The sequence below is a fragment of the Mycobacterium sp. NGS22 genome, assembly GCF_059813095.1.
This window is the reverse complement of record NZ_JCALDY010000010.1, coordinates 49263-74681: the sequence shown is the minus strand read 5'-3', so window position 1 is coordinate 74681 and position 25419 is coordinate 49263. Positions and strand designations below refer to the sequence as shown.

16 protein-coding genes and 1 riboswitch are annotated in these 25419 nt (G+C 68.0%); of the genes, 6 read left to right on the top strand and 10 right to left on the bottom strand.

What is annotated here, in order from left to right:
• Positions 1 to 7: 7 nt before the first annotated feature.
• The gene (locus tag AC5Y47_RS11655) at positions 8 to 811 is read right to left on the bottom strand and encodes an SDR family NAD(P)-dependent oxidoreductase (protein ID WP_499944139.1); all 804 of its coding nucleotides are present in this window, start codon (positions 809 to 811) and stop codon (positions 8 to 10) included.
• 4 nt (positions 812 to 815) lie between these two features.
• Positions 816 to 1832 carry an SDR family NAD(P)-dependent oxidoreductase gene (locus AC5Y47_RS11650; protein WP_499944138.1) on the bottom strand — a complete coding sequence of 339 codons (1017 nt, stop codon included), beginning with the start codon at positions 1830 to 1832 and terminating at the stop codon, positions 816 to 818.
• Positions 1833 to 1902: 70 nt separating this feature from the next.
• Here AC5Y47_RS11650 and AC5Y47_RS11645 point away from each other — a divergent pair, with 70 nt between their 5' ends.
• Positions 1903 to 2577 carry an MliC family protein gene (locus tag AC5Y47_RS11645; RefSeq protein ID WP_499944137.1) on the top strand — a complete coding sequence of 225 codons (675 nt, stop codon included), beginning with the start codon at positions 1903 to 1905 and terminating at the stop codon, positions 2575 to 2577.
• A 2-nt stretch (positions 2578 to 2579) separates the two neighbouring features.
• Positions 2580 to 3356, top strand: a complete 777-nt coding sequence (locus tag AC5Y47_RS11640) for a class I SAM-dependent methyltransferase (protein ID WP_499944136.1) — start codon at positions 2580 to 2582, stop codon at positions 3354 to 3356.
• Here the strand turns inward: AC5Y47_RS11640 and AC5Y47_RS11635 are convergent.
• Positions 3339 to 4265 (bottom strand): RluA family pseudouridine synthase, encoded by a 927-nt coding sequence (locus AC5Y47_RS11635; protein WP_499944135.1) that lies wholly within the window; start codon positions 4263 to 4265, stop codon positions 3339 to 3341. The two genes, AC5Y47_RS11640 and AC5Y47_RS11635, sit on opposite strands and share 18 nt — an antisense overlap.
• Positions 4258 to 4872: a signal peptidase II gene (lspA, locus tag AC5Y47_RS11630; RefSeq protein WP_499944134.1), complete on the bottom strand. Its 615-nt coding sequence runs from the start codon at positions 4870 to 4872 to the stop codon at positions 4258 to 4260. The genes AC5Y47_RS11635 and lspA overlap by 8 nt, the downstream gene beginning before the upstream one ends.
• Positions 4873 to 4974: 102 nt before the next feature.
• Here lspA and AC5Y47_RS11625 point away from each other — a divergent pair, with 102 nt between their 5' ends.
• The gene (locus tag AC5Y47_RS11625) at positions 4975 to 5904 is read left to right on the top strand and encodes an asparaginase (protein WP_499944133.1); all 930 of its coding nucleotides are present in this window, start codon (positions 4975 to 4977) and stop codon (positions 5902 to 5904) included.
• On the opposite strand, the gene AC5Y47_RS11620 is transcribed toward AC5Y47_RS11625, so the two are convergent.
• Entirely contained in the window at positions 5869 to 7230 is a 1362-nt protein-coding gene (locus AC5Y47_RS11620) for a DNA polymerase IV (RefSeq protein WP_499944247.1), read from the bottom strand. The genes AC5Y47_RS11625 and AC5Y47_RS11620 overlap by 36 nt on opposite strands.
• A 221-nt stretch (positions 7231 to 7451) precedes the next feature.
• Between AC5Y47_RS11620 and AC5Y47_RS11615 the strand changes: the two genes are divergently transcribed.
• Entirely contained in the window at positions 7452 to 9101 is a 1650-nt protein-coding gene (locus AC5Y47_RS11615) for a PE family protein (RefSeq protein ID WP_499944132.1), read from the top strand.
• Between the two features lie 73 nt (positions 9102 to 9174).
• On the opposite strand, the gene ileS is transcribed toward AC5Y47_RS11615, so the two are convergent.
• The 5 genes from ileS to AC5Y47_RS11590 form a co-directional block, all read right to left on the bottom strand.
• A complete protein-coding gene (ileS, locus tag AC5Y47_RS11610; RefSeq protein ID WP_499944131.1) occupies positions 9175 to 12312 on the bottom strand; it encodes an isoleucine--tRNA ligase in 3138 nt (1045 codons plus the stop codon).
• Positions 12313 to 12604: 292 nt separating this feature from the next.
• Positions 12605 to 12829 (bottom strand): Rv1535 family protein, encoded by a 225-nt coding sequence (locus AC5Y47_RS11605; RefSeq protein WP_499944129.1) that lies wholly within the window; start codon positions 12827 to 12829, stop codon positions 12605 to 12607.
• A 258-nt stretch (positions 12830 to 13087) separates the two neighbouring features.
• Positions 13088 to 13256: riboswitch (M-box (ykoK) riboswitch) on the bottom strand.
• 181 nt (positions 13257 to 13437) lie between these two features.
• Positions 13438 to 14559, bottom strand: coding sequence for an NAD(P)H-dependent flavin oxidoreductase (locus AC5Y47_RS11600; RefSeq protein WP_499944128.1), 1122 nt, complete (start codon positions 14557 to 14559; stop codon positions 13438 to 13440).
• 177 nt (positions 14560 to 14736) lie between these two features.
• Positions 14737 to 15312: a carboxymuconolactone decarboxylase family protein gene (locus AC5Y47_RS11595; RefSeq protein WP_499944127.1), complete on the bottom strand. Its 576-nt coding sequence runs from the start codon at positions 15310 to 15312 to the stop codon at positions 14737 to 14739.
• A gap of 59 nt (positions 15313 to 15371) precedes the next feature.
• Complete coding sequence (locus AC5Y47_RS11590) at positions 15372 to 17126, bottom strand: AMP-binding protein (RefSeq protein WP_499944126.1); 1755 nt, start codon at positions 17124 to 17126, stop codon at positions 15372 to 15374.
• A 130-nt stretch (positions 17127 to 17256) separates the two neighbouring features.
• Between AC5Y47_RS11590 and pks2 the strand changes: the two genes are divergently transcribed.
• Both pks2 and AC5Y47_RS11580 read left to right on the top strand, forming a co-directional pair.
• Complete coding sequence (pks2, locus tag AC5Y47_RS11585; protein ID WP_499944125.1) at positions 17257 to 23544, top strand: sulfolipid-1 biosynthesis phthioceranic/hydroxyphthioceranic acid synthase; 6288 nt, start codon at positions 17257 to 17259, stop codon at positions 23542 to 23544.
• Between the two features lie 65 nt (positions 23545 to 23609).
• Positions 23610 to 25040 carry a condensation domain-containing protein gene (locus tag AC5Y47_RS11580; RefSeq protein WP_499944124.1) on the top strand — a complete coding sequence of 477 codons (1431 nt, stop codon included), beginning with the start codon at positions 23610 to 23612 and terminating at the stop codon, positions 25038 to 25040.
• Positions 25041 to 25419 lie beyond the last annotated feature (379 nt).

Sequence of the window (25419 nt, the reverse complement as noted above, 5' to 3'; positions counted from 1 at the left end):
CGAGCGGTCAGCGTCCGGGTCCGCCGCGCAGTGCGTTGCCGATCCGGATCCCCGGCAGTAGCAGGGTACGCGGGATGAGCCGCCCGCTGGTGCTGACGACCTTGGGCACCACCCCCGGCACCACGGTGCGCTTACCGGCGAGCATTCCCTGGATCGCTTGCTCGGCAACGTCTTCCGGCGAAGTCTGAAACAGCGGCAGGCTGAACCGCTCGGCGTCGGCGATCTGCGCCCACTCGGTGGGTACCGGCCCCGGACACAGCGCGGTCACCGACACCCCCGTGCCGTGCAACTCCTCCTGGACGGCCTCGGAGAACGTCAGGACAAACGCTTTGGTGGCCGAGTACACCGCCATATACGGGATGGGCTGGAATCCGGCGATGGAGGCGATGTTGAGCACCGCGCCCGCTCCGCGCTCCACCATGCCGGGCAAGGCGGCGTGCGTGAGTTCGGTCAAGGCCAGCGCGTTGAGGGTGACTTGTTCGCTCTCCCGCTCGAACGGCGACTCCCAGAAGTTGCCGCTGGTACCGAATCCCGCGCTGTTGCACAGCCCGGCAATCGAGTCGCTGTGCAAGCGATCGATCAGTTTCGAGCGGGAGTCGGTGTCCGACAGGTCCAGCGGCAACACCTCGACCTCGACTTTGTGCTCGCCGCGCAGCTTTTCGGCCAATTCGTCCAGGCGTTCCCGGCGACGGGCGACCAACATCAGCGGAAAGCCGCGTTGTGCAAGACCTTTGGCCAGTTCGGTGCCGATCCCCGAGGAGGCGCCGGTGATGACGACGGTGGTCTGTTTGTTCGGTTTGGGAAGGCTCATGACGTCACCAGTGGATTCCGCGGGTCGCCTGCAGGAAGGTCTCGCTTCGCTTGTCGAATTGCTCGGTGTCCGTTGAGGATTCGCTTCCCTTGGCGGCCGAGGAGTCGTCGAACATGCCGAAGGCGCGGTTGCGCACCCGGTCCATCACGGCCGGGTTGACGGCGTCGGCGACGGCGGCGAACTGTCCGAACGGGGAACTGGCCCGACGGGGCCGGTGGATCAGCGCGTCGGTGATCACGCCGGCCGCCTGATCCGGCGTCAGCGCCGGGAACTTGTCGTACATCTTGGTGGGGCTGATCATCGGCGTACGCACCAGGGCCATGTGCACGGTGGTGAAACGGACGTTGTCGCTGACCGTCTCGGCCTGCAACGCGTCACACAGGCTGTCCAGCGCCGCCTTGCTGGCGATGTAGGCCCCGAACCGCGGCGCCCGCGTCTGCACGCCGACCGAGGAGACGTTGATGATCTGCCCGAAGCCGCGTTCACGCATGCCGGGAATGAACTTGAGGATCAACTGGACCGCGCCCAGGTAATTCAACTGGATCGTCCGCTGGTAGTCGTGGATCCGGTCGTAGGACAGCGCCAGTGAACGCCGGATGGAACGCCCGGCATTGTTGACCAGGATGTCCACCCCGCCGAGTTCGTCGATCACCTTGTCGGCCATCTCGGCGATGGCGTCCACGTCGGACAAATCGCACGGGTACACGTGCGCGGTGCCGCCGTTGGCGCGGATGTCCTCGGCGACCTTGTCCAGGTTCTCTTTGGTGCGCGCGACCAGTGCCACGGTGCCGCCGGCCTCGGCGATCTTGTGTGCGGCGGCCTCACCGATGCCCGATGACCCGCCGGTGATCAGCGCGACCCTGCCCTCGACGGCCTCGTTGAGCGAGCGGCCCTGTACGGCATCGAGCAGGTTCCGCCAGTAGAACGGACGGTACCGTCCCGCGGAGTTCGGCGTGTTGATCAGGTTGGACACAGCAGCGAACGGTTTCTCGACCAGGTTCGTGAGGTCACCGAGATTCATTGACAGTTGCTCCTGATGGCGGTGTGGATGGTGTGACACAGGTCATACAGCCAACCTAGGATATCGACCGATGAATAGGTACCGATTGCGGATGCCGAGAAAGCTTGCCCCCGTACTGATCGCCGTGATTGCGGCCGGTCTCGGCGGTTGCGGTTCGCGACCGGCGCATACCGGCTCGTCGACCACGAGTTCGTCGCCGGGTCTGTCGGCCAGCGTCACGACCACCTCGCCGACCCCGGTGTTGGACTGCGCGCGATCCACCAACAAAGCCCAGCAACTGGTGTGTAGTGACCCCGAACTGACAGTCCTGGACCGCCGGGCGCAGACCGCCTATCAGCAGGCGCTGGCACGTCCCGGGGCAGACCAGGCAACGCTGGCGACGGCGCAGCACGCCTTCCTGACCGTGCGCGACGGGTGCGCCGATTTCGTCGACATCCGGACCTGCCTCACCGAGGCCTACCAGACACGACTGGTGGAGTTGGCCATCGCCGACCCGGCCACGGTCGCGCCGCCGGTCGTGACATACAACTGTCCGGCGGACGAGGGACCCTTGACCGCCCAGTTCTACAACGAACTGGATCCGAAAGCGGCAGTGCTCAATTGGAAGGGCACGCGCATCATTCTGTTCATCCAGCCGTCGGGCAGCGGCGCCCGCTACGGACGTCAAGGCTCCGAATACTGGGAGCACCAGGGTGAAGTCACGCTGAACCTCAACGGCATCAATTTCGTGTGCCGCACTCAATGAGCATGCGGCGCACATTCGAAGACTTGGTGGCAGAAGCCGATTCGGCATCGATGGACGGCTGGGACTTCTCCTGGCTCGACGGGCGCGCGACCGAACAGCGCCCGTCGTGGGGGTATCAGCGGCTGATGAGCAGCCGGTTGGCCGGCGTCTCCGCCGCGCTGGACGTGCAGACCGGAGGCGGCGAAGTGCTGGCCGGGGCGGACACCTTCCCCCCGACCATGGCCGCCGTGGAGTCCTGGCCGCCCAACGCGGCGTTGGCGACCCGACGTCTGCATCCGCGCGGCGTCGTGGTGGTGGCAACCCCGACCGAGTCGCCGCTGCCGTTCGCCGACGAGGCCTTCGACCTGGTGACCAGTCGGCACCCCAATACCGTCTACTGGACCGAGATCGCGCGGGTGCTGCGTCCCGGCGGCAGCTACCTGGCCCAGCACATCGGTCCGGCCACCGCCGCCGAACTCGTCGAGCACTTCATCGGTCCGCAGCCCGAGGCCTGGGCCCGCCGTGACCCGGAAACCCAACGGGCACAGGCTGAATCGGCCGGTCTGCAGATCGTGCAGCTGAGGTCCGAGCGGTTGCGCCAGGAGTTCTTCGACATCGGCGCGGTCGTCTATTTCCTGCGCAAGGTGATCTGGTGCGTCCCCGATTTCACCGTCGAGCGCTATCGCCGGGAACTGCGCGAGTTGCACGAGCGGATCGAGGCTGACGGTCCGTTCGTCGCGCACGCCGCCCGTGTGCTGGTCGAAGCCCGCAAACCCGCTCGGTCATCCTTCGTCGCGTAGCACGTCCAAGGCGTGCCGCAGGTCGGACGGATAGGGGCTGACGATCTCGATGCGCCGGCCGTCGGCCGGGTGGGCGAAGGCCAACGACCGGGCATGTAACCATTGCCGTTCCAGGCCAAGCCTTTTCGCCAGCTTCGGGTCGGCGCCATAAACGAGGTCTCCGCAGCAGGGATGATGCAGCGCCGCGAAGTGCACCCGGATCTGGTGGGTGCGGCCGGTTTCCAGATGCACATCGAGCAGGCTGGCGGCGACGAACGCTTCCACGGTGTCGTAGTGGGTGATGCTGTGCCGGCCGGTGCTGGTGACCGCGAACTTCCACTCAGGCCCGTGATGACGGCCGATCGGCGCGTCGATCGTGCCGCTGGACGGGTCCGGATGTCCTTGCACCAGTGCGTGATAACGCTTGTCGACGGTGCGCTGCTTGAACGCCCGCTTGAGGACCGTGTAGGCGCGTTCGGAGCGCGCCACCACCATCACCCCGGACGTGCCGACGTCGAGTCGGTGCACGATGCCCTGGCGTTCGTGCACGCCCGAGGTGGTGATGCGATAGCCCGCGGCGGCCAGACCGCCCAGCACCGTCGGACCGGTCCAGCCCACGGACGCGTGCGCGGCCACCGCGGCGGGTTTGTCGACGGCGACGATGTCGTCGTCGGAGTACAGCACCGTCATGCCCTCGATGTCGACGGGGGTGTTCTCCAACGGTTTCGGCGGTTCGGGCAGCCGTACCTGCAGCCAGGCACCCGCTGCGAGCCGGTCGGACTTCCCGGCCGGGACGCCGTCGAGTTCGACGCCGCCGTCTTCGGCGATGGCCGCGGCGGCGCTGCGGGACAGTCCCAGCAGGCGGGCCAGGCCGGCGTCCACGCGCATGCCCGCCAATCCCTCCGGGACCGGCATCGTGCGTTCAGTCACCAGCGTCGTCGGATTCAGGCCGAATGTCGTTTTCTGCGTTGGCTTTTCGTCGTCCCACGGTGTCGAAGTCGTACCCGAAGATAGAGAGCGCGACCAGCAGGATGGCGCCGCCCACCACCGACGGGTCGGCGACGTTGAACACCGGCCACCAGCCCACCGACAGAAAATCCACGACGTGTCCGCGCAGCGGGCCGGGGGCCCGGAAGAAGCGGTCCACCAGATTGCCCATCGCGCCGCCGAGGATCATGCCCAAGCCCAGCGCCCACCAGGGCGAGACCAGTCGGCGGCCCATCCAGAAGATCCCGACCACCACGCCGGTCGCGATCAGGGTCAGCAGCCAGGTGTACCCGGTCGCCATCGAGAACGCGGCGCCCGAGTTACGCACCAGCGTCCAGGTGACCGTGTCGCCGATGATCGACACCGGCTGACCGGGCGGCAACAGCTTGACCGCCAGCACCTTGGTGATCACGTCGAGCGTGAGCACCACGGCCGCGACCGACAACAACAGACGCAGCCGGCGCGTCGGGTGGGCCTGGGGTTCGCGGGCTTCGTCGGTGTCGCCGGCAGAAGTCAGCGGATCAGCGGACCCGGATGGTTCGTCAGGCACCCGTCCATTGTCCACTAGTGGCGATCGCCCAGCGCGGCGCAGCCACCATCGCACCGAGCCCGCACACTCGCCGCAGCCCCCCGGGTGCGGGATGATTCGCGAATGGGCCGTGTCACCGTCGTCACCACCGGGGGAACGATCTCCACCAGCACCGGCACCGACGGCGTACGCAGGCCCGCCCACTCGGGTGCCGAGCTCGCCGCAGGCCTCGACGTCGACGTGGTCGACGTGCTGGCCGTGGACAGCTCCGAACTGGTACCGGCCGACTGGGACCGGATCCGCACCGCGGTGGACGCGGCCATCGACGACGGGGCCGACGGCATCGTCCTCACCCACGGCACCGACACCATGGAGGAAAGCGCCCTGTGGCTCGAGCTGACCTATTCGGGCAGCGTCCCGATCGTGCTGACCGGGGCGATGCGCAGCGCGGACGCGCCGGACGCCGACGGTCCGGCCAACCTGCGTAACGCCGTCGCGGTCGCGGTCGATCCGGCCGCCCGTGACCTCGGAGTGCTCGTCTGCTTCGCCGGCAGCGTGCTGCAACCGCTGGGCCTGCGCAAGATGGCGACGCAGGACCTGAGCGCGTTCGGCGGGAGGTTGCTGGGCACGGTCGATGGCGCGGTGTCCTGGACGGGGGCCAAGGTGCGGCCGTTCGTCGGCCGGGTCGGCGCTGCCGAGGCGCCGCGCGTGGACATCGTCGCTGCGTACCTGGGCAGCGATGCGGTAGCGCTGGATGCGTTCGTGGCCGCCGGGGCGCGGGGCGTGGTGTTGGAGGCCCTGGGCTCCGGCAACGCCGGCGCGGCGGTGATCGACGGGGTGCGGCGGTTGTGCGGCTCCGATGGGGTGGTGGTCGCGGTGTCCACGCGGGTGCCCGGCGGCCCGGTGAGCGCGGGCTATGGACCGGGTCACGACCTGGTGCAGGCGGGCGCGCTGACGGTGCCGCGGTTGGCGCCGTCGCAGGCCCGGGTGCTGCTGATGGCGACGCTGGCGGCGGGACTACCGGTCGCCGACGTCGTCGGCCGCTGGGGCTGACAGTCGCCCGACATACTCCGGCCAGTCCAGGCTGTCCACCGGGTTGGCCGCGCTGAGGTCGGCGGTGTCGAGCGGGAACGTCCGGGCTTGGCCGGGTCCGGTACTACGCGTCTCGAACCGGACGGTGACCACACCGTGGCCGGCGCCCTGAACCCAGCCGTGCCCGAAGTCGCGGTGCATCACGTCGTCGCCGACCCGCCACGACGGGACATCCTGCCCGGTCAGCAGGGCCGCGCGCAGCGTCTCGAAATCCTGGTGGTGGACGTCGTCGACCGGTTCCGGGCCCACGTCCAGGTCCGGAAACAGCGACTCCTGACGCACGTCGCTCAGACCCGAAAAGCCAACGCCCAGCAGACGAATGGGTCCGATGTGCAGCGGATCCAGCAACAGTCGGCGAGCGACTGCCACCAGGGCGCTCGGTTCGGTGGTGGCGTAGGGCAGCGTCGCCGAGCGGGTCAGCGTGCTCATGTCCGATTTCTTCAACTTCACCGTCACCGTGCGGGCGCCGCGGCCGTCTTTGAGCAAGCGCCGATGGGCGTGCTCGGCGATCGGCTCGATCGCTTCACGCAGCTGGTCGAGCGTGGTCAGATCGGCGGCGAAGGTCGACTCGGCGCTGATCTGTTTGGCCTCGGCGCGCTCGGCGACGGCGCGGTCATCGATGCCGCGAGCCAGCCGGTGCAGCGCGGGCCCGACGGTGGCGCCCAGGATGTCAGCCACCTCGGGATCGGACAGCGCGGCCAACTGCCCGATCGTCTCGATGCCGAGCCGGTGCAGCTTCTCCTCCGCGACGGGCCCGATCCCCCACAGCCGCCGCACCGGCAACGCACCGAGCAACTGCTGTTGCTCGTCGGGCCGAACCACCCGGATTCCGTCGGGTTTGGCCAGGTCGGAGGCGATCTTGGCGATCTGTTTGCCCGAGCCCGCGCCCACCGAGGCGATCAGACCCGTCTCGTGACGCACCCGTCGTCGCAGCTCCTCGCAGAACGACTGCACCTCGTCCGCCGATGCGCCCGCCAACTGCGCGGGTTCCCCGAAAGCCTCGTCGAACGACAGTTGCTCCACGACCGGCACCAGGTTGCGCACGGTTTCGAAGACGCGCCGACTGGCCACGCCGTACACCACACCGCGCGGCGGCAGCACCACCGCCGCCGCCCCGACCAGCCGGCGAGCCTGGTGCATCGGCATCGCCGAGCGGGCGCCGAACACCCGCGCCTCATAGCTTGCCCCGGCCACCACTCCCCGGCCGCCCAGCCCACCCACCAGCACCGGACGGCCACGCAGGGTCGGCCGGGTGAGTTGTTCGACGGACGCGAAGAACGCGTCCATGTCCAGGTGCAGCACCCATCGGGACTCCACGGGTGTCGATGCTATTGAGCGGGTTCGGGGGGCGGTCGGACCAGCGTGCAAAATTTCTCCGAATCGCGTCGCGAACCCATTACTCTCGCTAAAATATCGAGTTGCACGCATGTTTAATTGAGGGTTTGGGTGGTGATTCACCACCAGCGCATACCGGTTTGCCGCTGACATCGGGGTCGAGGGAGTTGGCTATGTCATTCGTCGTTTCACCGGATTGGGTTCAGGTCGCCGCGCAGGAATTGGCGGGCATACGCGCTGCATTGACCGAAGCCTCGAATTCCGTAGCCGGTTTGACCACCGGTCTCGCGCCCGCCGCCGCCGACGAAGTCTCCGGTGTCATAGCCGCGATGTTCGGCGATTTCGGCGAGGAATTTCAGGCGATCAGCGCTCGCACTCAGGCTTTCCATGCGGAATTCGTCAGGGCGCTGAATTCGAGTGTGGGCGCTTACCTCAGCACGGAAACCGCGATAGCCCAACAGCTGCTGGCCAGCGCCGCGCCGGCGGCTGCGGCGGCGTTACCGGCGGCGTCGATCCTGGATGGCCTGACTGGTCCCGGCGGGCTGTTGGGCGGCCTCGGATTGGTCAATCCGGGTGGACTGTTGGGCGGCCTCGGCATTCCCTCCCTCAACGCATTGCTACCTGGTGTCTTCGGTCCGACGCCCGGACCCACACCGGTCAGCCTTGCCGCGATCACCGGACCTTACGAGCGACTGTTCAGCAACACCGTCGCGAATCTGCAGAGCCTCGGCAACGGCCTGGCCGCCAATCCGTTCCCCTTCCTGCGGCAGTTCGTCGCCAATCAGATCAGCTACGGGGCAATCGTCACTTCGGCATTCTCGAACGCGGGTCAGCATTTGAGCAGTGGGGCGTTCAGCCTGATCCCGGGCGACCTCACGCCGATCGCGTCGATACCGGCTCGAATCGGTCAGAACTTCGTCAACGTGTTGTCGACCATCACCGATTTCTCGTACTCCGTCGGTACGAACATCAATCCGTTGACGGTTGGATTGAACCAGCTCGGCGCTTTGGAATTGGGGGCGGCCTTCTTCGGATTCCCGATCGCGTTGGGCATTGACTTCATCGGTTCGCCGATCACTACGGGCAGCGCGGTCGTCTCCGTCGCCTCGGCGTTCGGCAGTGCGGTGCAGAGCGGGGACGGTTTCGGGGCTCTCGTCGCGGTCTTGACGGCTCCGGCGGTCGTGACCGATGGCTTCCTGAATGGTCAGGTCTCCTTCGGTTTGGGCCTACCGGGTGTAACCCTGCCGTTGGGCGTCGGCCCGCTCCCCGGCGTTACCGTGCCGCTGACGGCGCAGATCCCGCTCGGCGGAATCCTCACGCCACTGTCCACGACGACGCTGGTGGTGAACCCGCTGGCAAGCCCGACCCCGTTGTTGTCCATCCCGCTGGGCGGCACCCCCACCGGCGGAATCCTGCCCGGCTTGTTGCTCTACGCGCCACAGCAGTTGGCCGAGGCGATAGGTGCGCCGCCTATGCTCGGCCCGCTGGTTCCGTTGCCGGAGGTAGTCCTGCCGGGCATCGGCTCACTGCCGAACCTGAGCGGTGTGACGAACGGGCTGCGCGACGTGCTCGGCGGGCTGGGCAGCGGCCTGCCCGACTTGGGCGGTTTGCTGGGCGGGTTGGGCAACCTGGGCGGCTTGTTGGGCGGCTTGCCGGATCTGGGAGGTCTGCTGGGCGGGCTAGGCGGTCTGGGTCTGCCGGGGTTGCCTGGCTTGCCGACTCTGCCCGGTTTGCCCGGCCTGCCGGGTCTGCCGGGTCTGCCGGGTCTGCTGCCGGGGCTGGGCGGCGGCTCCACTCCGCCCCTCCTAGGAGGCCTGCTCTAGTCACCATTTCCGGCGCGAACAGACGCAAAGGCCCCCATTTCAGACCTGAAATGGGGGCCTTTGCGTCTGCTCGTCACACTTTGGCGATGCCGACCCGCACCCCGTCGCCGATCTCCACGGCCTCGTCCGGTTCGCCGAATTCGAAAGTGGTGGCCAGGATTTCGCCCGCGATCAGGTCGCGGTGCGTGCGCGCCCACGCTTCGCGCTCGGCGGGCACGGCAATCACCACACTGATCCGGTCGGACACCTCCAGGCCGGTCGACTTGCGCAGCTCCTGTAGTTCGCGGATGCGGTCCTTGGCCCAGCCTTCGGCTTCCAATTCCGGGGTCACCGTCCCGTCCAGCACCACCAGTCCGGCCCCGCCAGGCAGCGCGGCGGTGAACTCGGGGTCGGCGGCGACCAGCCGCGAGCTGTACTCGTCGGGCTGCAGCACCGCCGGCCCGGCTGTCAGGGTGCCGTCGGGGTTGACGACGCCGTCGCCGGCCTTGACGGCTTTGATCGCCGCCTGCACGTCTTTGCCCAGCCGCGGTCCGGCGACGCGGGCATTGACGGTGAGTTCGAACCGCCCGTAGGTGTCGATCGCGTCGGTCAGTTCGACGTGCTTGACGTTGAGTTCGTCGCCGATCAGATCGGCGAACGGCCGCAGGCTGTCCGGATTCTCTACCGCCACAGTCAGTTTCGGCAACGGCAGCCGCACCCGGAGCTTCTTGGCCTTGCGCAGCGAGGATGCCGCCGAGCACACCTCACGAACCTGATCCATCGCGGCCACCAACTCGGGATCGGCCGGCAGTTCTGACGACTGCGGCCAATCCGTCAAATGCACCGAACGCCCACCCGTAAGACCCCGCCAGATCATCTCAGTCACCAACGGCAGCAGCGGCGCGGCCAGCCGCGCGGTGACCTCCAGCACGGTGTGCAGGGTGTCGATCGCGTCGGCGTCCTCCACCCAGAACCGCGAACGTGACCGTCGCACATACCAATTCGTCAACGCCTCGGTGAACTGGCGCAGCTGTTCGCACGCCCCGGAGATGTCGCAGACATCCAGCGCATCGGTCAGGTCGTCGCGCAGCACCGCCAACTTGGCCAGGATGTAACGGTCCAGGACATTCGTCGAATCGGTGCGCCAGGTACCAACTTTCGGCGCATAGAGCGCCAAAAAGCTGTAGGCGTTCCAGAACGGCAGCAGCACCTGCCGCACCCCGTCGCGGATACCCTGCTCGGTGACGATCAGGTTGCCGCCCCGCAAGATCGGCGACGCCATCAAAAACCAGCGCATGGCATCGGAGCCGTCGCGGTCGAACACCTCGGTGACATCCGGGTAGTTGCGCAGCGACTTGCTCATCTTCTGGCCGTCGGAGCCCAGCACGATCCCGTGCGCCACACAGGTTTTGAACGACGGGCGGTCGAACAGTGCGGTGGCCAGCACGTGCAGGGTGTAGAACCAGCCGCGGGTCTGGCCGATGTACTCGACGATGAAGTCGCCGGGATAGTGGGCTTCCCCCTCTCCCGCCGCCCCGCCCAAGAACCACTCCTGGTTCTCGAACGGGTAGTGCACCTGGGCATATGGCATCGAGCCCGAGTCGAACCACACGTCGAGTACGTCGCTGATGCGGCGCATCGTGCTGTTGCCCGTCGGGTCGTCGGGGTTGGGCCGGGTGAGTTCGTCGATGTAGGGCCGGTGCAGGTTGTCCGGACGCGCCCCGAAGTCACGCTCCAGCTCGTCGAGGCTGCCGTAGACGTCGATTCTCGGATAGGCGGGGTCATCGGACTTCCACACCGGAATCGGCGTGCCCCAGTAGCGGTTTCGCGAGATCGACCAGTCCCGGGCACCCTGCAGCCACTTGCCGAACTGGCCGTCCTTGACGTGCTCGGGATACCAGGTGATCTGCTGGTTGAGTTCGACCATGCGGTCGCGGAACTGGGTGACCCGCACGAACCACGACGACACCGCCCGGTAGATCAACGGGTTTCGACAGCGCCAGCAGTGTGGGTACGGGTGCTCGTAGGTCTCGTGGCGCAGCAGCACCGCACCGTTCTCGGCGGCGGGTCCGCCACCAGCCTTCAGGTCGCGGATGATCTGCGGGTTGGCCTCGAAGACGTGCTGTCCCTGGTAATCCGGGACGGTGGCGTCGAAGCGGCCCTTGGCGTCGACGGGGGTGACGGGCACGATGCCGACGGGGTCGGTGGTCGCCATGTCGTCCTCGCCGTAGGCCGGCGCCATGTGCACCAGGCCGGTGCCGTCCTCGGTGGTGACGAAGTCGGCGGGCAGGACCTGAAAAGCGTTGTGCGAGTCGGTGAAATAGGCGAACGGCGGCAGATAGCGGGTGCCCAGCAACTCTGCGCCGGGGTACGTCCCCAGCACCTCGGGCTCCTCCCCCAACTCGCGCGCGTAGGCGGCCAGCCGCGCCTCGGCCAGCACGAAACGCCGGTCGCCGGCCTGCACCTGCACATAGCTCACGTCGGGATTGACCGCGACGGCGAGGTTCGACGGCAGCGTCCACGGGGTCGTCGTCCAAATCAGCAGATACGCGCCATCCAGTGGGCCGCCCGTCACCTTGAATCCCACCGTGAGGGCGGGGTCCTGGCGGCTCTGGTAGACGTCGTCGTCCATCCGCAGTTCGTGGTTGGACAACGGTGTTTCGTCGCGCCAGCAGTACGGCAACACCCGGTAGCCCTCGTAGGCCAGGCCCTTGTCCCACAGTTGTTTGAACGCCCAGATCACCGACTCCATGTAGGACAGATCCAGTGTCTTGTAGTCGTTGTCGAAGTCGACCCAGCGGGCCTGACGGGTGACGTACTGCTGCCATTCGTCGGTGTAGCGCAATACCGAGGCGCGGCATGCGTCGTTGAACGCGGCGATGCCCATCGAGTCGATCTGCGACTTGTCGGTGATGCCCAGCTGCCGCTCGACCTCCAGTTCCGCGGGCAAACCGTGGGTGTCCCAACCGAATCGGCGCTCCACCTTGTCCCCGCGCATGGTGCGGTAGCGCGGCACGATGTCCTTGACGTAGCCGGTCAGCAGGTGTCCGTAGTGCGGCAGCCCGTTGGCGAACGGCGGCCCGTCGTAGAAGACGTATTCGGTTGCGCCGTCCCGGTTGGCGATGCTGGCGCGAAAGGTGTCGTCGCGGAACCAGTAGTCGAGCACCTCGAGTTCGAGTGCCGGAAAATCGGGCGCCCCGCTGGCCAGCTTCGGGTAAGCCTGGTCGGTCACGTGCGTCGTCTCCCTGTAGCCACCTTCAGGCCGGGGACGACGATGCGCGGATGCGCAAGCGCCGCGGTACCACCCCGCTTGCCACGCTCACGCGTGACCGCTCGAAAGGCTGTGACGGGCCTACCCGTTCGGTTCTACTGGGCCGCACTGGCTGTTCTTCCGAAAGCTCCCCGGTGATGGCCGGATCGACGCCAACAAGAAATTCTAATGGACTCCGAGGAGCTAGCTCACCGCAGGACGCACGCGCAGTCGGCTAGCCCCTCGGAGTCCAGAGTTGCTCGCTGTCCATGCGTTACGCCTGCACCTCGAGAACGCCGATGCGCCACAGCGCGGCGTACATGTGCCGCAGCGGAACGCTGAGCAGGCGGGCGGCGCCGTCGACCAGCGGGTCGCTGCCGGCTGCGCCGATCCGGCTTGCCGTCTTCTTGGGCGCCGGGGCCGCGGGTACGTCGCGCACCACGTGCAGCCGAGGAGCAGCGGGGATGGTTACAACTTCGTCATACAGAGCGCTGGTCATGATCGCCTCCTAGCGGATAGCCAACGATTACAGGTGGACCTCAAGGAATTCTTGGTAGATCCCGTCCCGCACCGGCTCCGATCTAGTGGCGTCTCAGCCGAGAACGCCGCACCGAAGATCGGTCAGGGACGAAATCACGCCCGGATATCGACCCGGACTGCCACTGGAACTCATGCGTCCCTCACCTCCTCTCGGTCACGACAAACACTGTTGTCAGTGTGCACACAAAGGAGAACAGAATCCGGCAAATGCCGGAAATCCGCACCCCTCTCGTCAGAGCTTTGGCACTACCCGACGTGTCCGATAACCGGAAGCCACCTGGGCTCAACCCTTAAGCCGGGAAGAGCTGTCCTGACCCGGGGCGTCTTTCGACGTTCGGGGTCAGTGGCCTATGTTCGTGTAGCCGCCTCACCTAACGAGGTGCTTGCCCGACCGATCATGCACCACTCGGCCCGCCCGGTCAACGCGCCCCACCGTCCGTGTCGCAATCTTTCATGCACTGCTACCTGCAGATGTGGGCACGATCACACTCTTTTCGCCGAGCGTGTTGCTACTGCGAAAATTCGCAAGGTTTTTCGCAGTAGCAACACGCTCGACGACGGCACGGGTCAATCGGTCAAACCGTCCAACCGGCCGATGGTGTCGATGTACTCCTCGACCATGTCCAGCACCACCGCCCGCGTCGGCCGCACCCGGTCCAGCGAGCCGACCACCTGACCGACGAAGTAGGTCGCCAGCTCCCGGGCCTTCGCGCCGGGATGAGCCGCGGCCTGGTTGATCCGCACCTGCGAGTCGGTGACCAGCGCGGTCTGCAGCGGCATACCCAGCGGGTCGGGGGTGTCGGGGCGCTCCCATTCGTCGGTCCACGAGGTGCGCAGCATCCGCGCCGGCTTCCCGGTCAACGACCGGGAACGCACCGTGTCCGACGAGCTCGCCGCCAGAAACTTGTCCTTGACCACCGGCGCGGTCTCGGCCTCCTCGGTGGTCAGCCACACCGATCCACACCAGACACCCTCGGCGCCCAGGGCCAGCGCCGCGGCGATCTGGCGGCCCCGGGCGATCCCGCCGGCGGCCAGTACCGGCGTCGGCGCCACCGCGTCGACCACTTCGGGCACCAGCACCATGGTGGCCACGTCACCGGTGTGACCACCCGCCTCGGTGCCCTGCGCGACGATCAGGTCCACACCGGCTGCGGCGTGCCGGCGGGCATGTTCGGTGGTTCCGGCCAGGGCGGCGACCAGCACGTCATGGCGGTGAGCCCGCTCGACCAGGTCGTGCGGCGGCGGCCCGAGCGCGCTGGCGATCAACCGGATGTCGTGGGCGAACGCCACCTCCAGCAGCGGTTCGTAGCCTCGGGGCGAGATGTTGAGTCCGCCGCGGACCGCCTCTTCGGTATCGGCGTGCTGCCCTACCCCGTACCGGGTCAGCAACTCGTCGACGAACGCGCGGTGCTCTTCGGGGAGCAGGTCCTGAGCCTGGCGTGCGTTGATCCCGCCGGTGTCGGCGCCGACGTATTTGGGCGGCAACAGCAGATCCACCCCGTAGGGCTTGCCGCCGGTCTGCTCCTCGATCCAGGTCAGCTCGCTGTCGAGGCGTTTCGGGCTGTGCGCGGTGGCGCCGAGCACCCCGAATCCCCCCGCATTGGTCACCGCGGCGACCACGTCCCGGCAGTGGCTGAACGCGCAGATCGGAAACTCAACGCCGAGCATCTCGGCGACCCTGGTTCGCATGCCGCCAAAGCTACGCCGCCGCGGACCGGGACCGTTCGCCGAGCGTCACGCTAGCGTGACTGCGGACGCCGAACGTCACGCTGGCGTGACGCTCGGCGCGGGCGGGTAGGGCGCCACGCCGTCGGGCGGCTAGGGCGCCACGCGGTCGGGCGGCTAGGGCGCCACGCCGTCGGGCGGCTAGGGCGCCACGCCGTCGGGCGGCCAACTGGCCACGCCGTCCTCCAGCGGGACCTGCAGACTCTGCAAGATCGAAGCCACCATCCGCCACGCCCCGACCGCTGTCACCAACTCGATGAGAACCGTTGTGTCACCGGCAAATTCGCTTTCACAAGCCGACCAGCTGGCCGCGCTCATCGCACCGTCGCGCACAATGTCGTCGGTGGCCGCGAGCACAGCACGCTCGCTGGGCCCGAACCCTTCGTAGGCTTGCCAATCCCGAACTCCGAGCAGGTCGTCGCCCGACACCCCCAGCCGCGAGGCGACCCGCCAGTGCTGGGTCCACTCGTAGTCGCATCCGGTCAGCCAGCCGATCCGCATGATCGCCAATTCGCGCAGGCGGTGGTCCAGGGCACCGTGCCACAGCAGCGTGGCGAGCATGTCGTTGAAGACCCGCGCGAGCCGCGGATGGTTCAGCAGCGTCTGGAAGATGCTGAGTTCGGCCATGTAGTCCGGGACGCCCGCCTCGTCGGCAGCGGCCCTGGCCTCGTCGACGGGCAGCAGCGGTATGCGGGCCGGTTTGCTGGCTTGGGTCATGGTGTGAGCGCTCCCGGGTGACGACGCCGTCGAATCCTCCGCAATGGTAGCCAGACGGGTCAGGCGTCCAACCGGGCGAAGCCGTGTTCCCGGTAGAGCTCGACGGATTGTTGCCGCCGGATCTTGCCGCTGGTGGTGATCGGAATCGACCCCGGCGACACCATCACCAGATCCGCCACGCTCAGCCCGTGCGCGTCGAAGATCGCGGCGCTGATATCACGCTTCACGCCGTCGAGCCGCTCGCTCAGTTCGGCATCGGACTCGTCGTTCTTCTTCTTGACCTCCACGATGGCGACCAGCTTCTCGGTGCCGTCGAAGGGAAACGCGATCGCCGCGCACCGGCCGGGGTTGATGGCCTGGACCGTTGCCTCGATGTCGTCGGGAGAATGGTTGCGGCCGTAGACGATCAACAGATCCTTGATGCGGCCGACGATGAAAAGTTCACCGTCGGAGAAGAATCCGGAGTCTCCGGTCCGCAGCCACGGCCCCTGCGGGGTGCCCGGCGACGGGTCGACGATCTGCGCGCCGAACGTGCGGGCACTGTCTTCGGGCTTCTGCCAATAGCCCGACGCGATGTTGCCGCCGTGCACCCAGATTTCGCCGACGGTTCCTTCCGGGCACTCCAGGCCGGTGTCGGCATCGACGATGCGCACCGAAAGCGACTGCGGGGCACCGTAACTGACCAAGGCTGTGCCGGTGCCGTTCTCGACGCGCTCCGCCTGACCGTCGGGCAGCTTCTTGGCGTCGAACTCGACGATCTCCGGCGGGTCACCCACCTTGCGGGTCGCGATGTACACCACCGCTTCGGCCATCCCGTAGGCGGGCCGTAATGCTTTGGCCGGGAAGCCGAATGGGGCGAACCGGTCGGCGAATCGCTTGAGGGTGGCGGGCTGCACCCGCTCGCTGCCGTTGAGGATGGTGTGCACACCGCTGAGGTCACGCCCGGCCAGGTCCTCGTCGGACGTCTTGCGCACAGCGATGTCGAACGCGAAATTCGGCCCGGCCGAGATCGTGTTGCCGTAGCGGGCCAACAACTGCGTCCAGCGCGCGGGGCGCTGCAAGAACCCCACCGGACTGGTCAGCACGGTGTGCCTGCCGGCCAGGATCGGCATGATGGCGCCCAGCAGCAAGCCCATGTCGTGGTAGAGCGGCAGCCACGACACGACGGTGAGGTCTGCCGGCGGCGCGCCTCCCTCGTTGACGAAGAAGTCGGCCATGATCTGGCCGAAGTTCGCGGCGACGTTGTCGTTGGAGACCGTGACGCCGGCGGGAGTGCGGGTGGAGCCTGAGGTGTACTGCAGATACGACGTCGCCGCTCCCTGGTCACCGGTGCTGCGCGCCGGCCGCGACGACGGCGGGCGGGAATCCAGATCCAGCAGGTCGACTTCGACGATCGCCGGCGCGTTCTGTCCGACGTGCGGGTCGACGCTCTCCTTGACGTTGGCCACGGCCGCCGACGTCGTGAGGATGACCGCGGGCGCGGTGTCGGCGAGCACCGCCGTGGTCCGCTCGTCGTGGGCGCCGCCGTAGGGAACCGACAGCGGCACCCCGATGAAACCGGCCTGCAACGCCCCGAGGAAGCCGACGACGTATTCGAGTCCCTGCGGCGCCAGGATCAGCGCCCGGTCACCCGGCGCCCCCGACTTCTTCAGCACCTCGGCGACATTCAACGTGCGCCGATACAACTTCGCCCAGGTCAGCGATTCTTCGGCGCCTTCCCAGTCCTGGTCGTAGTCGATGTAGGTGATCGCGGCGCCGTTGGGGTTCAGACTCGCGCGTTCGCGCAGCACGGCAGGGATCGAAGAGCCAACCACGGCTGGCAACACTACCTGCCGCCGCCGTACCGCCGCGGTCGCTTTGCCCGAAGTCGGACATCCCCGGCACCCGGCAACCGCGCAAACGTCGGCGCGTTGCTCCCCGGCGACACGGCTTTGAACAGGAAGGATGTGTTTCCAAGCGCGAGGCAGCGCGAGACGCGACGACAAGGCGGTACGGACAGTGCGCCACCGGCAGGTCACTCCGGTAGCCGTCATCGGCATGGCCTGTCGGCTGCCCGCCGGCATCGATTCCCCCGACGAGTTCTGGGATGCGTTGCTGCGCGGCGACGACCTGATCACCACAGTGCCCGCCGACCGCTGGGACGCCGAGGACTACTACGACCCCGAACCGGGGATGACAGATCGGTCGGTGTCGCGCTGGGGCGGTTTCTTGGACGATGTCGCCGGCTTCGATCCCGACTTCTTCGGGATCAGCGAGCGTGAGGCGACCGCGATCGACCCGCAGCACCGGCTGCTCATGCAGACCTCGTGGGAAGCGTTGGAGCACGCCGGATTGCCGCCGAAGTCCCTGGCCGACTCGCCGACCGGCGTGTTCGTCGGACTGTGCCACGACGACTACGCCCACGTCACCGACGCGGCCGGGGCGCTGGGCGACGCCTACGGGTTCACCGGCACCGCGATGAGCATGGCCGCCGGCCGGGTCTCCTACGCACTGGGCCTGCGCGGCCCGTCGCTGACTGTGGACACCGCATGCTCGTCGAGCCTGGTGGCGCTGCACCTGGCGTGCCGCAGTCTGCATGAGCACGAGAGCGACCTGGCCCTGGCCGGCGGTTGCATGGTGATGCTGGAACCACAGCTGTTCGCCTCGGCCTCCGGGCAGGGCATGCTCTCCCCCACCGGGCGTTGCCGACCGTTCGACGCCGCCGCCGACGGGTTCGTCCGTTCCGAGGCGTGCGCGGTCGTGTCGTTGAAGCGGCTGCCCGACGCGATACGTGACGGTGACCGGATCCTGGCCGTGGTGCGCGGTACGGCGATCAACCAGGATGGCCGCACCGACACCATCACCACTCCCTCGTTGGACGCACAAGTCGCCGCCTACCACGCGGCCTTGCTCGCCGCGGGTGTGGACGCCGACACCGTCGGTCTGATCGAGGCGCACGGTACCGGCACACCGGTCGGTGACCCCATCGAATTCCGCAGTCTGGCAACGGTTTACGGTACACCCGGGCACCGCTGTGCGCTGGGCTCGGCGAAGGGCAACCTCGGCCACACCGAGGCAGCCGCCGGAGCGGTCGGGCTGGTGAAAGCGATTCTGTCCCTGCGGCACGGCGTGATACCGCCGATGGCGAATTTCACCCGACTGCCCGACGAGCTCGCCGCCGTCGACACCGGGCTCTTTGTGCCGCAACGGATTACCACCTGGCCGGGACAAGGTCCGCGGCGTGCTGCGTTGTCGTCGTACGGCATGTCGGGGACCAACGCGCACGCCATCCTCGAGCAGGCACCGCCAGTCGCCGACGAGCCGATCATCCGGCCCGTGCCGCAGCCGCGGTTGTTCGCGATCTCGGCCGGCTCCCCCGCGGCCTTGCGAGAGACCGCACACCGACTGGCCGACTGGGTGGACCAGAAGCAGCCCGCGGCCCAGGACCTGGCCTACACCCTGGGACGGCGGCGCGCTCACCGCCCGGTGCGCATCGCGGTGCCGGCCTGCGACACCGGAGAGCTGATCGCGCGGTTGCGTGAATTCGCCGACGGCGACGTCGCCCCGGCCGCCGCCGTCGGGCTCGACGACCGCGGTCCGGTATGGGTGTTTTCCGGGCAAGGCTCGCAGTGGGCGGGTATGGGCGCCGACCTGTTAATCAACGAGCCGGCGTTCGCGGCGGCGGTGGCGGCCGCCGAACCGCTCATCGCCGCCGAATCCGGCTTCTCGGTGACCGCCGCCATGACCGACCCGCAGACCGTTGCCGGCATCGACCGGGTGCAGCCGACGCTGTTCGCCATGCAGGTCGCACTGGCCGCGGCCATGAAGTCGCACGGCGTCCGGCCCGCGGCCGTGATCGGGCATTCACTGGGCGAAGTGTCGGCAGCCGTTGTGGCGGGCGCACTTTCGGTCGAAGACGGGATCCGGGTGATCTGCCGTCGCTCCCGGTTGTGCCTGACGCTGGCCGGCACCGGGGCGATGGCGGCCGTCGAATTGCCCGCCGCACAAGTCCGCGAGGAACTTGCCAGGCGCGGCGTCAAAGACGTGGTGATCGCCGTGGTGGCCGCACCGCATTCCACCGTGATCGGCGGCGCGGCCGACGCGGTCCGCGAGCTGATCGGGGCGTGGGAGAAGCGCGACGTCATGGCCCGCGAGGTCGCCGTCGACGTGGCCTCCCACACGCCGCACGTGGCTCCGATACTCGACGAGCTCACCGATCTGCTGGCCGATCTGAAACCGCGGCCCCCGCAGCTGCCCTACTACTCGGCGACGCTGTTCGATCCCCGCGAACGGCCGGTCTGCGACGCCCGCTACTGGGTGGACAACCTGCGGCACGCCGTGCGGTTCTCCGCTGCGGTCAAGGCCGCGCTGGAGGACGGACACCGGGTGTTCGGCGAACTGTCCCCGCACCCCCTGCTGACCCGTGCCGTCGAACAGACCGCGCAGAGCCTGGACATGCAGGTGGCCGCGATCGCCGCGATGCGCCGCGACGTGACCGGCCCATCCGGGCTGCACGCGATGGCGGCCGATCTGCACGCCGCCGGTGCCGGTCCCGATTTCGCGGAGTTGTGTCCCGAGGGCCGGTTGGTGGATGCGCCGCTGCCGGTGTGGGCGAACCGGCGCCTGCTGCTCACCGCCGCGACGCGGGGCCCGGCCAAAGCCAATACCGTTGCCGCACATCCACTTCTGGGTGCCCACGTGCAACTCATGGAAGAACCCGAGCGGCACGCCTGGCAGGCCGAGGTCGGCACCACGACGTTGCCGTGGCTGAGCGATCACCGGATCAACGGCGTGCCCGCGCTTCCGGGCGCGGCCTATTGCGAGATGGCGCTGACCGCGGCCGCCACGATGCTGGGTGCGCAGACCGAGATCCGCGATGTCCGGTTCGAACGGATGCTGTTACTGGACGACGAGACCCGGGTGGGCTCAGTCGCGGTGGTCGAGTCCGGCGACGAAGCCACCTTCGTGGTGCAGACCGAATCCGGGGGCGAAAGGATCCGGCGGGCCTCGGCCATGCTGCGGCGCAGCGACGACGACCGGCCCCCCGCCCACGACCTGGACACGCTGCTGGCCGAACACCCTTGCCGCGTCGAGGGCGACCAGTTACGAGAGTGGTTCGCTGGCAGGGGAATTCAGTTCGGGCCGGCGTTCGCGGGTTTGGCCGCGGCGCACCTCGCCGATGGCGCGGTCGGCACCGTCCTGGGCGAGATCGTCGCGACCCGGCCGATCCGCACCCATCAATCGGGCTACGCGATACACCCCGCGCTGCTGGACGCCTGCTTTCAATCGGTGGCAGCCCATCCCGCGGTGCGCGGCGTGGGCAACGGCGGGTTGCTGGTGCCCCTCGGCGTGCGCCGACTCCGCGCCTTCGGCGTGGCGCGTAACGCGCGTTACTGCCTCACCACGGTGACGGTCTGCGGCGGCGAAGTCGAAGCCGACATCGACGTCACCGACGAGCACGGGGACATGCTGTTGGTGATACGTGGACTACTGATGGGCACCGGGCGCTCCGAAACCGCCGACCGCGACCGGCTGTTGAGTGAGCGACTGTCGACCATCGAGTGGCGACGCCGCGAACCGCCCTCACCCACAGCCACCGCTGAAAGCTGGTTGCTGATAACCCTTTCCGGCGACGACCCGTTCGCAACGGACCTCGCGGCGATGTTGCGCCGGCGTGGCGCGCGATGCACCGCCATGCGCTGGGTCGGAGACCCCGCGGAACTGCGCCGCCAGCTGAACGTCGGCGACGTGCGCGGGGTGGTCGTGGTCGCCGGACGGGCAAGTTCAGATCCGGTGGCCGTCGATCGCGTTCGGCATCTGATCCGCATCGCCGGTGAACTCCCCGGTGCCCGCGACGAAGCACCCAGGCTCTACCTGATCAGCACAAACGCCCAACCGGTCCGGCCCGACGACCCCGTCGACCTCGGCCAGGCCGGCCTGCGCGGCCTGTCGCGGGTGATCGGCGCCGAGCACCCCTATCTACGTGCCACCCAGATCGACGTCGACCGCGGCACTCATCCGGACCACGTTGCCGGCGAACTACTCGCGGACACCACCGAAGACGAGACCGCGTGGCGCAGCGGCGAATGGCTGACCGCACGCTTGTGTCCGGCGCCGCTGCGTCCCGAGGAACGGATGACCGCGGTAGTCGACCACGCGGACGGCGGTCTGCGCGTGCGGGTCCGCACCCCGGGTGACCTGCAGACCGTGGAGTGCGTCAAGGTCGACCGGAAGCCGCCGGGCGCCGGACAGATCGAGGTCGCGGTCCGCGCATCCAGCGTCAACTTCGCCGACGTGCTCGCGGCGTTCGGACGCTACCCGTCCTTCGACGGGACACCACCCCAGCTCGGCCTCGACTTCGTCGGGGTGGTGAGCGCGGTCGGACCCGATGTCACCGACCACCGGGTCGGCGACCGGGTCGGCGGTATGGCGCCGGGCGGTTGCTGGGGAACGTTCGTCACCTGTGATGCGGCCCTGGCCGCAAAACTTCCCACCGACCTGAGCGACGGCGATGCCGCCGCGGTCACCACCGCATACGCCACCGCCTGGTACGCGTTGAACGAACTGGCCCGCATCCGCGCAGCCGACAATGTGCTCATCCACTCCGCGACCGGAGGCGTCGGCCAGGCGGCGATCGCGATCGCCAGCGCCTTCGGCGCCGAAGTGTTCGCCACCGCCGGCAGCCCGGAGCGCCGGAACTTGTTGCGCGACATGGGCATCAAGCATGTCTACGACTCCCGCAGCACCGACTTCGCCGCGCAGATCCGCGCCGACACCGACGGCTACGGCGTCGACGTCATCCTCAACTCATTGACCGGCGCGGCCCAGCGCGCCGGCCTCGACCTGTTGTCCTTCGGCGGGCGGTTCGTCGAGATCGGCAAGCGCGACATCTACGCCGACAGCCGCCTGGGCCTTTTCTCGTTGCGGCGCAACATATCCCTGCACGCCGTCGACCTGGCCCTGATGAGCGTCACCCATCCGCGCCGGCTGGGTGCTGTGTTGAAAGACGTATACCGGCTCGTCGCGGACGGTTGCCTGGCGCCGCCGTCGCGGACCCACTACCCACTTGCCGACGCGGCCGAAGTGATTCGTGCCATGAGCGCCGCCGAGCACACCGGCAAGCTCGTCCTCGACGTTTCCCATGCTGAGCACAGCACCGTGCTGGTTCCCCCCGAACAGGTCCCGGTGTTCCGGCCCGACGGCTCCTACGTCGTCACCGGCGGTCTCGGTGGCCTCGGACTCTTCCTCGCCGAACAGATGGCCGCCGCCGGCGCGGGGCGCATCGTGCTCAACTCCCGCTCGCGGACGACCCGAAAGGCGTCGGAGACAATCGAATTGGTCAGATCCACCGGCGCCGACGTGGTGGTCGAGTGCGGCGACATCGCCCACCCCGACACCGCGGCCCGGCTGGTCGCCGCGGCAACCGCCACCGGTCTGCCGTTGCGGGGTGTGTTGCACGCCGCCGGGGTGGTCGACGACGCCACGTTGACCAACATCACCGACGAGCTGTTGGAGCGGGACTGGGTTCCGAAGGTGCATGGCGCGTGGAACCTGCATCACGCCAGCGCATCTGCGGACCTGGACTGGTTCTGCTCGTTCTCCTCGGCTGCGGCCTTGCTGGGTTCGGCGGGACAGGGCGCCTACGCCGCGGCCAACAGCTGGCTGGACGCCTTCGCCCACTGGCAGCGAGCCCAGGGTCGGCGGGCCGTGACCGTCGCGTGGGGAGCCTGGGCCGAGATCGGTCGCGGCGCGGCCCTAGCCGACAGCGGTGAGACGACGATGATCACCCCGGACGAAGGTGCCTACGCCTTCGAAAGCCTGTTGCGCCATACCCGTTGCTACTCCGGATATTTCCCGTTCAGCTCCGCTTCAACTGTCGGGTCGCCCTGGCTCACCGCGCTGGCAGCACGCAGTCGGTTCGCCGAATTGCTCTGTGCCGCAACACCGAGCCGGCGATGCGGCGGATCGGAGTTCCGCACCGAACTGATGGCGCTGCCGACCGAGGAATGGCACGACCGGCTTCGGCAGTTGGTATCCGAGCAGATCGGCGACATCCTGCGCCGCAGCGTGGACCCGGATCGGCCGCTGTCGGACTACGGTCTGGATTCGCTGGGAAATCTGGAAGTACGCACCCGGCTCGAGACGGAGACCGGTATTCGGTTGCGCTCCACCGACATCACCACGGTCCGTGATCTCGCCCAGCGGCTGGGCCAGAAACTCGCCCTGACCCACGACGCTCCGGTGTCAATGTGAGGGTCGGCCGCCGCCACGAAATACCCTGAACTGTCGGCACTGCCCGAGGAGCGAATTTGGTCGTCATGGGCCACCTGGGTCTCGGGACAATCAGTGACTGGATCCCCGAACCCGGTTCCGTCTGGTCGTGGCACGCGACGGCGGCGTGCCGGCAAGCGGTGCGGCAGGCGCCGATCAGCGTCGTCCCCCCGAGTTACATCCAGGCCCGGCATCTGCGCTGTTTCCGGCAACAGCAGATTCGCGGTCTGGACATGTCGCGGCTGCTGGTGATCGCGTTCGACATCGGGGGCCAGTGCGACATCCGCGCGATGACCTATGTCTTCAACGCCCATCTGCGCCGGCACGACACCTATCGCAGCTGGTTCGAATTCACCGATACCGGGCACATCGTCCGGCACACCATCGCCGATCCGGAAGCCATCGAACTCATCCCGGCCGAACAGGGCGAGCTCACGGCCAGGCAATGGCAGGAACATCTGCTTACCACGCCGAACCCGCTGGAATGGGACTGCTTCCGCTTCGCGATCATCCAGCGCGACGACCATTTCACCGTCTGCGTCAGTGTCGACCACCTGCACGTCGACCCGATGTTCATCGGCGATGTCTTCTGGGAGATCCGGGCGATGTACAACGCGCTGATGGACGGCGACGGTCCCATCGCCCTGCCGCCGGCCGGGAGCTACGCCGACTACTGCTTACGGGAGCGCGCCTACACCGCGGCGCTGACGCTGGATTCCCCGGACGTGCGGCAGTGGATCGAGTTCTTCGAGGACAACGACGGACACCTGCCGACCTTTCCGTTGCCCCTGGGTGACACGTCCGTACCGGCCGGCGGTGAGCTGCTCTCGGTGCGACTGCTCGACGCCGACCAGACCGCCGGCTTCGAGTCCGCCTGCACCGCGGCCGGTGCCCGCTTCAGCGGTGGCGTGTTCGCGTGTGCCGCGCTCACCGAGTACGAACTGGTCGGATCGCGGACGTATCACGCCCTCACCCCCGTCGGGACCCGCAGCACAGCGGCTGAGTTCCGCACGACCGGATGGTTCATCGGTCACGTTCCGTTTGCCGTCCCGGTCGCCGCGTCGTTCGGCGAGACCGCCCGCGGCGCCCAGACGGCGTTCGATGCCCGCAGTCACCTGGCCCATGTCCCGTTCGAACGGATCCTGGAACTCGCTCCCTGGCTGCACGCGCCGCCCGCGCACCACAGCTTCCCGATGCTGTCGTTCCTGGACGCCGGCGTCCCGCCGCTGTCCGCGGTGATCGCCACCCAGCTGGACCGGATGAACACCCGGGCCTTCAGCGACGGCCGCATCGCCGCGCGAGTCTGCATGTGGGTCAACAAGTTCCACGAGGAAACCACCGTGACCGCCTCTTTTCCCAGCAATCCGGTCGCCTACGAGTCGATCGCGCGGTACCTGCAGACGATGAAATCGGTCTACGTCCGGCTGGCCGAGGGACGCCTCAGCACCCATTCGCCGAGTGTGAATCTCGTGACGTGACACGCCGGTGAACCGTCGCCAGGTTCACTCTCGCCGCCCGGGAAAACAGTAGGAAGGGTGCGATCTGCCCGCGCCGCGCCAGACCCCGCACGAGCCCCGGCCCTGAACCGCGCCGACGCCATGAGCTGGGACTTCGCCATCCCGCGGCGGTCAACACCCGCCCGCTGAAGCGTCCCGTCGCCGTCGGCGTCGGCATCTTTTTTTGTACGTCCGCACGATTTTCCCAAGTGAGACCACGCAACCGGCTACGCTGCTGATCGCCACCTCTGACAATTCAGCGTGGGGACAGAGGGGCACGTCTGCTGCTGCGGCTCGTCTCATAGCGGACAGCCTGGAAGATCGCCCGCCGAAGCGGGCTCGACGCGGTGTTGAGGAGTTG